This window comes from Actinoallomurus rhizosphaericola (assembly GCF_024055675.1).
Lineage (GTDB): Bacteria > Actinomycetota > Actinomycetes > Streptosporangiales > Streptosporangiaceae > Actinoallomurus > Actinoallomurus soli.
The window spans coordinates 364,980-378,852 of the sequence record NZ_JAMXMW010000001.1 but is presented as its reverse complement, the minus strand read 5'-3'; the positions used below and the strand labels follow the sequence as shown (position 1 = coordinate 378,852).

The 13,873-nt window shown below is 71.0% G+C and carries 16 protein-coding genes; 10 read left to right on the top strand and 6 right to left on the bottom strand.

Going from position 1 to position 13,873, the window contains the following annotated elements; translation table 11 throughout:
* Nucleotides 1-14 precede the first annotated feature (14 nt).
* Together NE234_RS01840 and NE234_RS01835 are read right to left on the bottom strand one after the other, a co-directional pair.
* Nucleotides 15-848 carry a hypothetical protein gene (locus NE234_RS01840; protein WP_252776236.1) on the bottom strand — a complete coding sequence of 278 codons (834 nt, stop codon included), beginning with the start codon at nt 846-848 and terminating at the stop codon, nt 15-17.
* 19 nt (nt 849-867) lie between these two features.
* A complete protein-coding gene (locus tag NE234_RS01835; RefSeq protein ID WP_252776234.1) occupies nt 868-1,530 on the bottom strand; it encodes a TetR/AcrR family transcriptional regulator in 663 nt (220 codons plus the stop codon).
* A gap of 76 nt (nt 1,531-1,606) precedes the next feature.
* Here NE234_RS01835 and NE234_RS01830 point away from each other — a divergent pair, with 76 nt between their 5' ends.
* From NE234_RS01830 to NE234_RS01820, 3 genes are all read left to right on the top strand, one after another.
* Nucleotides 1,607-2,302 (top strand): carboxymuconolactone decarboxylase family protein, encoded by a 696-nt coding sequence (locus tag NE234_RS01830; RefSeq protein WP_252776231.1) that lies wholly within the window; start codon nt 1,607-1,609, stop codon nt 2,300-2,302.
* Between the two features lie 341 nt (nt 2,303-2,643).
* A complete protein-coding gene (locus tag NE234_RS01825) occupies nt 2,644-3,171 on the top strand; it encodes a hemerythrin domain-containing protein (RefSeq protein ID WP_252776230.1) in 528 nt (175 codons plus the stop codon).
* Nucleotides 3,168-4,058, top strand: a complete 891-nt coding sequence (locus NE234_RS01820) for a Vgb family protein (RefSeq protein ID WP_252776228.1) — start codon at nt 3,168-3,170, stop codon at nt 4,056-4,058. The genes NE234_RS01825 and NE234_RS01820 overlap by 4 nt, the downstream gene beginning before the upstream one ends.
* A gap of 75 nt (nt 4,059-4,133) precedes the next feature.
* On the opposite strand, the gene NE234_RS01815 is transcribed toward NE234_RS01820, so the two are convergent.
* Nucleotides 4,134-5,138: a hypothetical protein gene (locus NE234_RS01815; protein ID WP_252776227.1), complete on the bottom strand. Its 1,005-nt coding sequence runs from the start codon at nt 5,136-5,138 to the stop codon at nt 4,134-4,136.
* Nucleotides 5,139-5,257: 119 nt separating this feature from the next.
* On the opposite strand from NE234_RS01815, the gene NE234_RS01810 reads away from it, so the two are divergent.
* Nucleotides 5,258-5,872, top strand: a complete 615-nt coding sequence (locus NE234_RS01810) for a TetR/AcrR family transcriptional regulator (RefSeq protein ID WP_252776224.1) — start codon at nt 5,258-5,260, stop codon at nt 5,870-5,872.
* A gap of 66 nt (nt 5,873-5,938) precedes the next feature.
* Here the strand turns inward: NE234_RS01810 and NE234_RS01805 are convergent, their stop codons facing one another.
* Nucleotides 5,939-6,787: a helix-turn-helix transcriptional regulator gene (locus tag NE234_RS01805; RefSeq protein ID WP_252776222.1), complete on the bottom strand. Its 849-nt coding sequence runs from the start codon at nt 6,785-6,787 to the stop codon at nt 5,939-5,941.
* A gap of 155 nt (nt 6,788-6,942) precedes the next feature.
* Between NE234_RS01805 and NE234_RS01800 the strand changes: the two genes are divergently transcribed.
* The 3 genes from NE234_RS01800 (at nt 6,943) to NE234_RS01790 (ending at nt 9,591) form a co-directional block, all read left to right on the top strand.
* Complete coding sequence (locus NE234_RS01800; protein WP_252776221.1) at nt 6,943-7,701, top strand: SDR family NAD(P)-dependent oxidoreductase; 759 nt, start codon at nt 6,943-6,945, stop codon at nt 7,699-7,701.
* 217 nt (nt 7,702-7,918) lie between these two features.
* Nucleotides 7,919-8,470: a YceI family protein gene (locus NE234_RS01795; protein ID WP_252776219.1), complete on the top strand. Its 552-nt coding sequence runs from the start codon at nt 7,919-7,921 to the stop codon at nt 8,468-8,470.
* A 164-nt stretch (nt 8,471-8,634) separates the two neighbouring features.
* Entirely contained in the window at nt 8,635-9,591 is a 957-nt protein-coding gene (locus tag NE234_RS01790) for a sigma-70 family RNA polymerase sigma factor (RefSeq protein WP_252776217.1), read from the top strand.
* Between the two features lie 76 nt (nt 9,592-9,667).
* Here NE234_RS01790 and NE234_RS01785 read toward each other — a convergent pair whose 3' ends face one another.
* Complete coding sequence (locus NE234_RS01785; protein WP_252776215.1) at nt 9,668-10,864, bottom strand: FAD-dependent monooxygenase; 1,197 nt, start codon at nt 10,862-10,864, stop codon at nt 9,668-9,670.
* 139 nt (nt 10,865-11,003) lie between these two features.
* Here NE234_RS01785 and NE234_RS01780 point away from each other — a divergent pair, with 139 nt between their 5' ends.
* Both NE234_RS01780 and NE234_RS01775 read left to right on the top strand, forming a co-directional pair.
* A complete protein-coding gene (locus tag NE234_RS01780) occupies nt 11,004-11,519 on the top strand; it encodes a MarR family winged helix-turn-helix transcriptional regulator (RefSeq protein WP_252776213.1) in 516 nt (171 codons plus the stop codon).
* A gap of 113 nt (nt 11,520-11,632) precedes the next feature.
* Nucleotides 11,633-12,055, top strand: a complete 423-nt coding sequence (locus NE234_RS01775; protein ID WP_252776211.1) for a PPOX class F420-dependent oxidoreductase — start codon at nt 11,633-11,635, stop codon at nt 12,053-12,055.
* Between the two features lie 135 nt (nt 12,056-12,190).
* Here the strand turns inward: NE234_RS01775 and NE234_RS01770 are convergent, their stop codons facing one another.
* Nucleotides 12,191-12,820 carry an acetamidase/formamidase family protein gene (locus NE234_RS01770; RefSeq protein WP_252776208.1) on the bottom strand — a complete coding sequence of 210 codons (630 nt, stop codon included), beginning with the start codon at nt 12,818-12,820 and terminating at the stop codon, nt 12,191-12,193.
* A 390-nt stretch (nt 12,821-13,210) separates the two neighbouring features.
* On the opposite strand from NE234_RS01770, the gene NE234_RS01765 reads away from it, so the two are divergent.
* Nucleotides 13,211-13,843 (top strand): HNH endonuclease family protein, encoded by a 633-nt coding sequence (locus NE234_RS01765; RefSeq protein ID WP_252776206.1) that lies wholly within the window; start codon nt 13,211-13,213, stop codon nt 13,841-13,843.
* Nucleotides 13,844-13,873 lie beyond the last annotated feature (30 nt).

Sequence of the window (13,873 nt, the reverse complement as noted above, 5' to 3'; positions counted from 1 at the left end):
AGGGCGGGGGTCGTCTATTCGGACGCCACGGCGGCCAGGTAGTCGGCGAGCGAGTCCGCCGGGACGGCGGCGCACCGGCACCAGTCGACGAGGACGACGCCGAGGGTCCGCATGGCCTCGGCGAGAGCGTGGGTCAGAGGCGCGAGTCGTTCAGGCGCTTCGCGGCGTTCGACGGTCACGCAGAGGGTGGTGACCAGGTCGCCCTCGGCGATCCCGTACAGGACGAGCGGCCCGACGGTGAAGGCGAACGAATCGGCGATGAGACCTGAGGCTCCCTGGTAGCCGACCCCTGCGTAGTGCCGGTCGGCCGGCGGCAGCAGACCCATCAGCCGCAGGAGGGGCACCGAGCGCGGCAGCGGCCGTACGGGCTCGGCGCGAAGGTGGATCGCCTCGAAACCGTAGACCCGGCCCTGTTCGTCGCGACGGGCGTGCTCGTCGTGGATCCGGCGCACCGCGAGCAGTTCGGTCGTCACCACGTCACCGAGGTCGGCCGAGATCATCTCGACCTGGCGCCAGCCGTCCTCGTGGATCTCGAACGCGTCCGCGTCGCCGGCCCGGCCGCCGACCGTTGGCAGCGGATCGTAGAGGGTGGGCAGCGAGTACAGGACGGTGTCCGGAGGCGCGGACTCGACACGACGCACCGTCAGCGTGAGGGCACCGGTCGCCACGAACTGGGCGGCCGTCGGCGGCTCGGCCCGTCGTACCGACCAATCCGTGTCCCCCAGGTGCAGCGTCGTGTCCACCTCGAAGGTGTCCGGCAGTGCCTCCGCCGTCAGCACGCTGCGACCGATCTCCCGGCCGGTCCCCTCGTCGACGAACACGACGCTCACCGTCTTCGGGCCGGTCATAGCGGATGATCTTAACCGGCTATGTACGGCCCGGCGGGCGGACGCCGACGAGCTTGGTGAGGAAGCGGTCGATCTGCTCCTGCAGGGGCGGCCAGGGAAGGTCGGGCTCGTTCACGCGCATCGAGACGGCGCCGTGGACGGCCGCTCTCAGGTCCAACGCCACCGCCGTGGCGTCGTCCGCCGGGGCGAGGCCCGCGTCGATGCAGCGCTGGACGGCGGCGGTGGTGCGCTCGGCCAGCTCGTCCTTGAACGTCAGGTGCGTGCGCTGGTTGATGGTGCTCTCGTGGAGGACCTTGTAGAGACCGGCGTGCTCGCCGACCCACGTACTGAGGAAGAGCAGCCGGGCGCGCAGCCGGGCCACCGGGTCGCCGGCGGCGGCCTCGGCCTGGTCGAGGCCGCGCATCAGATCGCGGTGGCAGCGCTCCAGCGCGGCGTACACGAGCGCGTCCCGGTCCTCGAAGTGGATGTAGACGGAGGTCGCGGCGACACCGACCTCCCGTGCCACCGCCCGCATCGACAGCGCCTCGTCGTCGGCGAGTTCGTCCAGTAGCCGGAGAGTGGCCGACACGATCTCGTCCCGGAGGCGTTCGCCCTGGCCACGGGGGTTCCGGCCGCGGGTGCGCGCCCTGGGCGCGCTCGGGGCCTCCCCCGTCTCGCCTCGCGTCGAAGAGATCTCGTCCATAGATCCGCCATTGTAGGAGGACGCCCGTCAGGCTACAGTCGTAGCGCTACAGCCGTTCACTTATCGAAGGAGCGTCATGCGCTTCCCATCCGACTCACAGCTGAAGGCGCTGGACCCGGTGTTCGCGGAGATGAGCGCCGCGACCGACCGCATGCTCTGGGACGAGCTCCCGGAGCTGTCGACGCGGGAGAAGATCCTGCTGTCCCTCGTCGCCGACGTCTGCGAACAGACCCTCGGGCTGCCTTTCGAGACCCACGTCGCGATGGCGCGGGAGCACGGTCTGTCGGCCGACGACCTGCGGGAGCTGCTCCGCTTCATCTCTTACGACAGCGGTTATCCGGCGGCGCTGGCCGCCCTCGCCCGGCTGAACGGCATCGAGCAGGAGCAGGGCCTGACCGGCCCCACCGGCCACGGCCATGAGGTGAACGCCGACGGCAGGGAGAGCCCGATCCCCGCACCGGCCCGCCAGGCCGTCCGCAACCTCGACGCTCCGTTCGCCGGCTACATGGACCTGCAGTCCCGCATGCGCGCGGGCATGAACCTGCTCAGCGTGCGCGAGCGCGCGTTCGCGACGATGACGGTCGACGTGCTCTACCAGACGCTCGACGAGAGCTTCCGTATCCACGTCACTCGCGCGCTGGCCGCCGGCGCGACCCCCGACGAGGCCCGCGCGGTCGTACGGTTCTCCGCTCGGTTCGGCATGACGAAGGCGTGGCGCGCCCTGAGGGTCCTGGAGTCGCTCTTCACCGAGACGGGCACGGTCTTCGCCTGATCCGCCCGGCGAGGCGGCCCGACGCGGGGGCCCGGGCCGCCTCGCCGCGCGTCGGCCGGTGCCCGGTCGAAGCGTCGGCGCCGAGACGGAGGGTTGTCCCTCTCCCGGCGCCGTGATAGGTAACTTCGCGTGCCGCGTGTCGGCGCCAGGTGGACGGCGTCGGCATGGAGGCACCGTGATCAAGGAGACCGCCATGCGTCCACGTCTTCGTTCTCACTGAACGACGCCGGGGCTCACGACCCCGACCGCGGTCCGCACCAGATTCACCATTTCCGTCCGCCCGCCGCGCGGCCGGTTTCGGTGATCCCTTCTGCCTGTTCTCCTTGATCGAAAGTTGCCGCATGCCCTCCTTGAACCCTGAGCCGACCCCTCCCTCCCCCGAGCCGTACGGTGACCGAGCACGGGCGCTCGGCCGGCAGTTGGTCGAAGTCCATCAATGGCTCCGCGCCGAGCTGTCGCGGCTCCGCGACGAGGTCGCCGACCACACCGGCGGCGCCGGTCCGGTGCCGCTCCAGGCACACTGCGCGGCCTTCTGCGAGGCGCTGACCCGACACCACACCAGCGAGGACACCACCGCGTTCCAGATTCTCGGCGAGCGGTTCCCCGAGCTGAATCCGGTGCTGGAGGAGCTGCGGCGAGATCATCGGCTGGTCGCGGACATCCTCCGCAGGCTGCAACACCTCCTCGCGACGCTCACCCCGGAGAACGCCGAACACGTGGGGCGGGAGCTCGACGGGCTGACCGCCATCCTCGAATCCCACTTCCAGTGGGAGGAGAGGAGACTCGTGGCGGCCTTCGACGCGCTTCAGGCCCCGGCGGGCGAGGAGTTCTTCGGTCTGACCACCAACGAATCCGAGGAGAGCCGATGACAGCCGTGTCCATCGAGGAACAGGTCGTCGCCGACCAGGGCGCAGGCCCGTACGCGATCACGACCGGTCCGGACGGCGCACTGTGGTTCACCCTGGTCCACAGCGGCCGGATCGGGCGGCTGGTCCCCGGCGCCGAGCCCACGAGCCACCGGCTCGATCCGGTGTGCGGGCCGACGATCATCGTCACCGGACCGGACGGTGCGCTCTGGTTCACCGAGTACCAGGTGCACCGGATCGGACGGATCACGACCGGCGGCACCGTCACGGAGTTCTCGCCGCCCACCCCGGACTGCGGGCCGTTCGGCATCGCCGCCGGGCCGGACGGCGCGCTGTGGTTCACCGAGACCGCCGCCGACCGCGTCGGGAGGATCACCACCGACGGCGAGGTCAGCGAGTTCCCGCTTCCGGTCACCGGCGCGTTCCCGTCCGCGATCAGCGCCGGCGCCGACGGCGCGATGTGGTTCACGATGAACCAGGCCAACGCCATCGGCCGCATCGGCATGGACGGGCAGATCACCGTCCACCCGCTGCCGACCGAGGCCGCCGCGCCGGTGGGCATCGCCGCGGGCCGGGACGGCGGATCGTGGTTCGTGGAGATCGCCGCCGGCCAGATCGGCCGGATCGGAACCGACGGCCTGATCAAGGAGTTCCCGCTGCCCGACCGGTCCGCCCGCCCGCACGCCATCGCCCCCGGCGACGACGACCGGCTGTGGTTCACCGAGTGGGGCCGTAACCGCGTCGGCTCCATCACCCCGGACGGCACGATCCACGTGTACGAGCTGCCGACGGCGAACTCGGAGCCACACGGCATCACCCTGGGCCCGGACGGCGCGCTGTGGACGGCGCTCGAGATCGGCGCACTCGCCCGCGTCGCCGTCACTCCCTGACCGCCCCGGCCGCGAGGGTGCTCACGGCCCTGCGGGATGGACCACCGCCCAGGCCGGCCCATCCCGCGGAGCGCGTCAGCACCGCCGCAGCTGCGCGAGCATCAAGTTCGGGTTGTTACCGGCCAGGTTGGCACCGTTGGTCACATAAACGTGATTCCCTCGAACGCGGACGGCCGTGGTCCCCTGCATGCCGTTCTTGGCGTCCAGCAGGGTCTCTTGGGCGCCGTCCGCGCTCACCCGCACGAGCTTGCTGCCCTCGTTGATCGCGGCGAGGATCTCGGTGCCCCGACCGGTGAAGTCGAAGTCGTCGATGCCCTCCAGCCCCGTGGCCCTGACCTCGGCGCGGCCGGAGCCGCCGTCCTTGGTCACCGGGATGCGGACGATGGTGCCGCGGTCGGAGTTGCTCGCCCACACGGCACCGTCGTGGATCTTCATGCCGTTGGCGCCGAAGAAGCCGGCGGGCGCCAGGGCCGGGTCCGCCGACCACACCGAGGCCTCACCGCCGCTCAGTGGGGCCTGCCAGATGCGCCCGCCGGCGGAGTCGGTGACCAGGAAGCGGTGCCGCCTACCGTCGATGACCAGTGCATTGGGGAAGGTATCGGCAGGCAGTGGCACGACGAGCCGGGGCTCACCGGAAGGACGGAGCTGCCAGATGCCGGTCAGGCCGCCCTGCCCGGAGGAGTAGAGGAAGTACACCGCGCCGCTGTCCGACCGGGCGACCCCGGTGACATTGGGGGCCCCGACGATCGGGGTGGTGGTGCCGCCGCCCGGGGGCAGCGGCATGGTGGCGAGTACCTGGACGGCCCCGTTCCGCGCGACCCGGACCACCTGGCGGGCGAGGATCATGCCGATGACCACGCTGCCGCCGGGCTCGGGGGCGATGCTCTCGGCGACCTGGCCCGCGCCCCGGTCGAAGTGGGCGAGGACGCGCACGTCGCCCAGGCAGGTGTGGGCGGGGTGCGCCGGGATGGTGGCCGGGGCCGCGACGGCCGCCGGGGCCGCCGGGGCCGCGGCGAGCAGGGCGGTCAGGCCGAGCGTGGCAGCGCGCCGCCGCAGCCCGGTGGGTCGGTAGGGGGACATGGTCTTCCTCTCGGCCGCATGGACAGACTGTATTGCTTAGTACAGAGCAGCTGCTGCCAGACTGTATCAGCAAATACATAGAGCCTGTACTTTGCGGTACAGAACCGGAGGAGGGTTCCATGGGACACACGCCGACCACCGCGCGGGGCCGCGCGACCCGGGCGCGCATCCTCGATTCCGCGGCAGACCTCATTCAGCGGCGCGGCGTCGCGGCGGTCACGCTGGACGATGTCGAACGCGCCGCGGGGGTCGGCCGCAGCCAGCTCTACCACTACTTCGACGACCGCGACGATCTCGTCCGCGCCGTAGTTCATTGCACCGTTGACAAGGTCTTGGCCACACAGGAACCGCTGCTTCTGGAGGCCGACTCGATGGCCGGCATCGACCGCTGGTTCGACGCGATCGTGGCCAACGGCACACGGCAGGACGCGGTCGGCGGCTGCGCGATCGGCTCGCTGGCCAGTCAGCTCAGCGACCGGGACGACCTCACCCGACAGGCGTTCGTGGACGCCTTCGAGCGCTGGGAGGCCCCCCTCATCGCAGGACTGCGCCGGATGCAGGAGTCGGGCGAGTTGCGCTTGGACGTGGACGTGACGGAGCTGGCCGATCTCACCATGGCCGCGATCCAGGGCGGCCTCCTGCTGGCCCACGTCCGCCGTACACCGGACCAGCTCCGTCTCGCCCTGCGCGGCGCGCGGGCGGCGTTGGAGGACGCGCTCACCCCCCCGCCCTGAACGCCGTCCATCCGCCGCTCAGCGCGGGCGACCTCCCACGCCGTCCCTGGTCCCGGGGTCGGCCGGTCAGCGGTGGGGGCGGGGTTCGGCCCGGTGCCGGGTGGCGTGAACGGAGCCGAGGAGGTCGAGTGCCTGGGCGTCGGTGCCGCCAGGTTCGGCGTGGTAGATCACGAGCTGCTGGCCGGGGGCGTCGCGCACGTCGAAGGCCTGGTAGGTGAGCGTGAGAGGGCCTACGTCGGGGTGCAGGAAGCGCTTGGCGTCCCGGGTCTTGCCTCGGACGGTGTGGGCGTTCCAGAGGCGGGCGAAGTCCGCGCTCTGATCGGTGAGGGTGCGGACGAGTTCGGCCAGCCGCGGATCGTTCGGGTCGAAGCCGGCTGCCTGGCGGAGGTTGGCGACGGTGGCCTGGGCCGCCCGGTCCCAGTCCGTGTAGAAGGATCGGCCCGCGCGGTCGAGGAAGGTCATGCGGGCCAGGTTGTCCGCCGGATCGAACGGGGCGTAGAGGGCGTCGGCCAGAGCATTGGTGGCGAGGATGTCCAGGGTCCGGTTCATGACGTACGCCGGAGTGTTGGGGTAGCCGTCCATCAGCCGGCGCAGCGCCAGGCTGACCTGGCCGGCGACGTAGGCGCAGGGCCGGTCGCCCTGCGCCGCCCCGGCCAGCCGGTACAGGTGTGCCCGGGCCTCCCCGTCCAGGCGCAGCGCGCGGCTGAGGGCGTCGAGCACCTGCGGTGAGGGGTGGCGCTCGCGCCCTTGTTCCAGGCGGGTGTAGTAGTCGGTGTTCACTCCCGCCAGGACGGCGACCTCCTCGCGGCGTAGCCCGGCGACCCTGCGGGTTCCGTGGCTCGCCATGCCGACCTCTTCCGGCCGCAGCCCGGCGCGGCGTGCGCGCAGGAATCCTCCCAGGTGGTTGCCGTCCATGTGCCCAGGCTATGGGGCGGCTGTGCGTGCCGCCCGTGCCCTGCCTGGGTGCGCCGCACCCAGGCAGCACACGTCCTGGTCACCGCCTGCCGACCTGCGCAGACTCGGTGGCACACGGCCGGACGGCCGCTGAACGAGAATCCGGAGGATCTCCCATGACAGGACGACGACTCGCCGGCAAGGTCGCGCTGATCACCGGCGCGACCGGCGGCATCGGCGCCGCGACCGCCGAACTGTTCGCCCGCGAAGGCGCTCGGTTGGTGATCACCGATGTCGCCGACGGGCCCCTGCGGGACCTGGCCCGCCGGATCGAGGCGGGCGGCGCCGAGGTCGTCGCCGTCCGCCTCGACGTCTCCTCTTCACAGGAGTGGGACAAGGCGAGCGGCGTCGTACGCGACCGCTTCGGCGCGCTGAACGTGCTGGTGAACCTCGCCGGCATCGTGGACTGGCCGGGCATCGAGGACACGCGGGAGGAGGCCTGGGACCGTGTCATCGACGTGAACCAGAAGGGCACCTGGCTCGGCATGAAGGCGGCGATGCCGCTGCTGCGCGCGAGCGGCAACGCGTCGGTGATCAATACCTCGTCGGTGCTCGGACTCGTGGGAAGCGGCGCCGCCGCGGCCTACCAGGCGTCCAAGGGCGCGGTGCGCCTGTTGAGCAAGACCGCCGCGGTCGAATACGCCCGGCAGGGAGTGCGGGTCAACTCCGTGCATCCCGGGGTGATCGCGACGCCGATGATCCAGGACATCCTGGACGAGCAGGGCGATCAGCAGCCGGACATCCAACGCACCCCGATGCGCCGCGCCGGTCGCGCCGACGAGATCGCCCCCGCCTTCCTCTTCCTCGCCTGCGACGACTCTTCGTTCGTCACCGGCTCGGAACTCGTGGTCGACGGCGGGCTCACCGCCTACTGAGCAGGGCACCGCCCCCTTGCGCGTACGGCATCCTGGGGGGAGGCCGCCGGACGGCGGCGCGGGGTGTCGCTCTGACCGTCCTGAACGGACGTCGGCCGCGGCGGGATGAGGTCGGCCCGGTGCGGGGTTGAAAACTCTGAAACGGTGTTGTGTTCAGTTGAAGTTTCAACTAAACTGGCCCGCATCAGTCGTTGAAGATTCAAGCACAGGAGCCATCATGAGCGTTACCGCCACCGAGCTGGGCCTCACCGCGGGGACCTGGAACATCGACCCGACCCACTCCGAGGTGACCTTCAGCATCCGTCACCTCATGTCCAAGGTGCGCGGCTCCTTCACCGAGTTCTCCGGCGCCATCGAGATCGCCGAGGACGTGGCGGCCTCCACCGCCACCGCCGAGATCCAGCTCAAGTCGATCGACACCCGCAACGCCGACCGTGACAACCACGTCCGGTCCGCCGACATCCTCGACATCGAGAACCACCCCGCGATGACGTTCCAGACCAAGAGCGTCCGCGTCGAGGGCGACACGAACCTGGTCGACGGCGAGCTCACGATCAAGGGCATCTCCCACCCGGTCACCCTTGAGGTCGAGTTCAACGGCGTCGGCGAGGACCCGTGGGGCGGCACGCGCGCCGGCTTCACCGCCACCGGCTCCATCAACCGCAAGGACTACGGCATCGAGTTCAACGTGCCGCTGCCCGGCGGCCAGAAGGCCCTCCTCGGCGACAAGGTCGACATCACGCTGGAGATCCAGGCCGTCCGCGCCTGAGACCTTCGCATCGGTCGCCATGACGCACCATGGCACAGAGCACCCGTGGCAACGCCTCGGGTGCTCTCTGTCATGTTGAGGCTGCCCGCAATCGGGTATCGCGGAACAGCAGAGGGCACATCCGCGTTGATCCGTTTGGGATTCGATGTGAGAGCGAGGTGGCCATGGCGGCGACCACGAGTGACGGCAGGCGCGTCAGGCGTCCGGGGCGGGCGGCCGACGGCGATCTGCTGGGGGCCTATCTGGACGAGATCGCCGCCACGCCGCTGCTGAGCGCCGAAGAGGAGATCGAGCTCGCCCTGGCGATGGAGGCCGGGCTGCTGGCCCACAATCACCTCGACGAGGGCACGATGCCGGACGGCGCGACCCGCGAGGAGCTGGAAGAGGTCGCCGCCCGCGGCGACGCGGCCAAGGACCGCTTCATCCTGGCCAACCTCCGCCTCGTCGTCAGCGTCGCCCGGCGGTACCCGACGGACGGCCTGAGCCTGCTCGACCTGATCCAGGAGGGCACGATCGGCCTGATCCGGGCCGTCGAGGGCTTCGACCCGCGGCGTGGTTTCAAGTTCTCCACCTACGCGACGTGGTGGATCCGGCAGGCCATCGGCCGGGCGCTGGCCAACTCGTCGCGGTCCGTACGCCTGCCGGGCGCGGTGCACACCGACGTCAACCGGCTGCGCAAGGCCCGCCGCGAGCTCGTGCTGCTGACCGGTTCGGAGCCGACCAACGAGGAGCTGGCCGCCGAGCTGGACCTGCCGGTCGAGCGCATCGGCGAGCTGGACCAGTGGGACCGTACCCCGGCGAGCCTGGACGCGGTGGTCGGCGAGGACGAGGAGACCTCGCTCGGCGACCTGCTGGCGGACGAGACCACGCCCTCCCCCGAGGACGAGGCCATGGCCGGCGTCCAGCTGGAGATCATCGACGACATGCTGGAGCGCCTGGAGCCGCGCGAGGCGACCGTGCTGCGGGCGCGGTTCGGCCTGGAGGACGGCACCGAGCACAGCCGCCGGGAGATCGCCAGCCGGCTCGGCGTGTCCGCCGAGCGGGTCCGGCAGATGGAGCTGGCCGCCCTGCGCCGGATGCGGGAGATGGCTCAGCGCATGGACGTGCCCCTGGCCGCGTGACGCGGTCGACCCGACGAAGACGACGAACGGCCCGGTCCGCGAACAGCGGACCGGGCCGTTCTCTTGCGCTCCCCGGTCAGGGCGCGGCGGCGAAGTCGGGCAGGGTGAGCGCCGAGTGCTCGGGGCGTTCGGTGTCGCCGGGGAGGGCGGTGAGCCCTCGCAGCGCCGCGTTGCGCTCGGCCAGGGCCTCCGGCGTGCTCGGGAAGAGCGCAGCGTTCCCCTCGGTGACGAGCGCCTGGTTCATCTCGGCGAACGTGCGGGTGGATCGCTCGTACGCGGCGAACGCCGCCGTGTGGTCCGGTTCGGTGGCCAGCGCGCCCGCGAGCATGTACGCGCCGACCAGTGCGAGGCTCGTGCCCTGCCCGGTGAGGAACGACGGCGCGTGCGCGGCGTCCCCGACGAGCGCGACGCGTCCGGCGGACCAGCGGGGCAGGTGGATCTGGCTGACGACGTCGAAGAAGAGGTCGTCGGCGGTGCGCATCGCCGTGGTCAGGCGCGGGATCTCCCACCGGTCGCCGGCGTAGACCGACGCGACGAGGTCGCGCTGCGCGTCCGGGTCGCGGAAGGCGGTGAAGGGCGGCTCGGGGCGGGCGAAGGGCAGGAAGCCGAACAGCTCGTCGCCGTCGCCGACGGCGTAGAGGGCCGCGGCCCTGCCGGGTTCGTTCCAGATGACACCCTCGTGAGAGAGCCCGAGGTCGTTGGGCAGGGTGAATCCCGCGAAGCAGTAGCCGAGGTAACGGTGGAACGGCTCCTCCGGGCCGAGGACGAGGCTCCTGGTGTTGGAGTGCAGGCCGTCCGCGCCGATGACGAGGTCGAAGGTGCGCCGGCCCCCGCCGCGAAAGGTCACGTCCACTCCCCCCTCGCGATCGTCGAGGGCGGCGATGGAGTCGTCGAAGATGAACTCGGTGTCGTCGCGGATCGCGTCGTACAGGACGTCGGCGAGATCCCCGCGGCGCACCTCCAGATCGCTGCTCTCGTCGCCGCCGGCCAAGGCGGCGGGCCGGAGGGAGGTGATCGGACTGCCGTCGGGGTTCAGGAAGGTGATCCGGCGGGTGTCGACATGGGCCGCCCGTAGCCGGGACAGTATCCCCATGCGCCGGACGACCTCGAGCGCGGTGCCCCGGATGTCGATGGGGTATCCGCCGTTGCGGAGTGCCGCCGCCTTCTCCACGACCGTGACGTCGAAGCCGTACCGGCCGAGCCAGAAGGCCAGGGCCGGGCCGGCGATGCTGGCTCCGGAGATCAGGACCGTGCCTCTCGTCGAGCTGCTCATCTCCGCTCCTCCCAGCCGCACGCCGGGACGCGCGACTATATAGCTACCTTAGGTATCCTTTTCAACGGCGCGATGGACCCCAGATCTCCGCGCCGCCACCCAGACTATATATCTAACTTAGGTATCCAAAGAAGGATTCATGGACGACGAGCAACCCGCCGACGGCTCCGGCGCCGTCGAGATCGATCTGCTGGCGGTCCTCCCCCGCCTCATGCAGGTCGGCCAGGTGATGAGGCGCAGCGACCTGGTCGAGCGGACCATGGAACGTGTCGGCATCGCCATCGACCGGCCGGCGATGACGATCCTCGTGACCCTGCACATGGCCGACCGGCCGCTCCGCGTCGGAGAGATCGCCGAACGCATGCAGGTCGTGGGGCCGCACGTCACCCGCCAGATGAACGTGCTGGAGCGACGCGGGCTGGCCCGCCGGATCACCGATCCGCAGGACCAGCGGGCGCGCCTGATCGAGCTGACCACCGAGGGGGCGGCGGCCGCCGACCGCTACCTGACGACCATGCTCGGCTGGTTCGCCGGCGCCCTCGCCGGCTGGTCCCCCGAGGATCGGCAGGCCTTCGGCCGTCTGCTCGGCCGGTTCGCCGACGACCTCACCGCCCACCTCGCCGCTCTCGGCGACGACCGGCCGCCGGCGTCCTGAGAGGGGTGCTGCGGGAGGCCACCGCCGGGTGTGGCACCGTGGAGATGCATCCCGTCGATCACCTGACGTGGCCCCGCCGGCGTGGGCCGCGCAGCGCGGAAGGAGGACGCGTCATGTCGAAGCCGCCGCTTCCCGAGGACGCGATCGCCATGCTGAAGAAGCCCAACCCCGCCGTCATCGCCACCGTGCGGTCCGACGGGCAGCCGGTCTCCACGGCCACCTGGTACCTCTGGGACGACGGCCGGGTGCTGATCAACATGGACGAAGGCCGCAAGCGGCTGGACCACATCCGGAACGATTCGCGGGTCACGCTGACGGTGCTCGACTCCGATGACTGGTACACCCACGTGTCCCTCATCGGCCGCGTGACCGAGATGCGCGACGACGAGGACCTGAGCGGCATCGACCGGCTGTCCGAGCAGTACACAGGCCGCCCGTATCCGCAGCGGGACCGCGGCCGGGTCAGCGCCTGGATCGAGATCGACCGCTGGCACGGCTGGGGGAGCTTCCAGGACACCGACCAGGCGAGCGGCTGACGCGGTCCCCGCGTACAGGAAACGCCGGGGGGAGCGGGAGACGAATCGCTCCCCCCGGCGTCGGTGCCTCCTGACGGTATCCGAACGCTATCCGCTAGGCACTCACCTCCTCTTTCGCGCCTTTCGCGCGAGCCCTCAGGCGACGTCGGCGGTCAGGCCGGCGACGGTCGCGTCCAGGGAACTGGTCGTGAGCGGCATGAGCACCGGTTCGGTGACCCGGAACCGTTCGACTCCCCGCTTGGTCAGATGCACCCGCAGGTCGATCCAGCCGCCGGCGGTGCGGCAGCGGCCCCGTTCGGGAAAGTGCAGGTCCCCGACGGAGACGCGCGCGCCGGGCACGTGCACGGGGAGCAGGATCTGCGACCGTGACGTGAGGGCCCGGCACGAGGCCCGTTCGCGGTACGCCGCGACGTGGGCGTGTCCGGCCGTGGTCGGCGGGACGCGGCCGAGGACCGCGCCGACCGGATCGCCCGCGGGGTCCCGGAGCATCGCGTGCGACGGGGCGAGACCGAGGATGCCCGGGTGTGCTCCGGCGGTCGAGCGGCCGTCCGTACGGCCGATGCCGAGGACCTCCACCATGAGGAGGTCGCCGGGCTCCGCGCCGACCACTCCGACCGGGCCGCACAGCGGCTCGCCGCCCTCGCACCGCATCCGGACGGAGCCACCCGCGACCAGTTCGGCGACGGGCGGGAGATCGGGATGCCAGCGATCGTGACCGGGCGTGTCCCACACGGTCGGGACCGGGGCGGCGGACGTGAACAGCAATGTGTCGGTCCCTTCTCTCGCCGGCTTTCGGAACACCTCAATCCTGCACTTGGTGCTGTTTCGGGCTGGTTTCACCGCGCTTAAACCCCCGTCAACTGCCCTTCACCGGGGTGATCCACCAGGGAGGTGAACGCCCCATGGCCTACGGGCGGCAGAGGGCCGTACGCGGCGGGGGCCGGCGCTGAACGTTCCCGCGGCGCACGAGGAGGCGGGCGGCCCCTCGCCCAGGCCGTACAGCGTCATGGGCGATTTGCTCCAAACTCAGCGGCGTTAGCAAGCAACAGATGATATTTCCGCGTCTGTCGCGTTCGGCGACTCTCCGTATGTCGATTGCTCCGTATCTGACCGGTCCCCCGCCCGGCCGGAGCAGCCGGCAGAAGGAGAGAGCTCGTGAAGCGAGCCTTCGCCGCCGTCACCGGCGCGCTGGCGCTGGTCGCCGCGCTGACGGCCGTCACCGCCGGAACGGCGGACGCCACCCCGCCCAACATCCCCTCCGCGAGCACCGCCGCGTCACGGCTGGCCACGCTCACCGTCGCCGCCGAGAGCCACCAGTCGACCTACGACCGCTCCCTGTTCCCGCACTGGATCACCATCAGCGGGACCTGCAACACCCGCGAGGAGGTGCTCAAACGGGACGGCACGAACGTCGTCACCGACTCGAGCTGCGCCGCCACCTCCGGCACGTGGTACAGCCCGTACGACGGAGCGACCTGGACGGCCGCCTCGGACGTGGACATCGACCACCTGGTCCCGCTCGCCGAGGCGTGGCGGTCGGGCGCGTGGGCGTGGACGACCGCGCAGCGCCAGGCGTTCGCCAACGACCTGAACGAGCCCCAGCTGTGGGCCGTCACCGACAACGTCAACCAGGCCAAGGGCGACCAGGACCCGACCACCTGGAAGCCGTCGCTGACCTCGTTCTGGTGCACCTACGCGCGCGCCTGGATCCAGGTCAAGTGGTACTACGGCCTGACCCTGCAGAGCGCGGAGAAGACCGCGCTCACCAGCATGCTCAACACCTGCTGAGCCGGTGTCGTACGGTCCCGGGCACCGCTC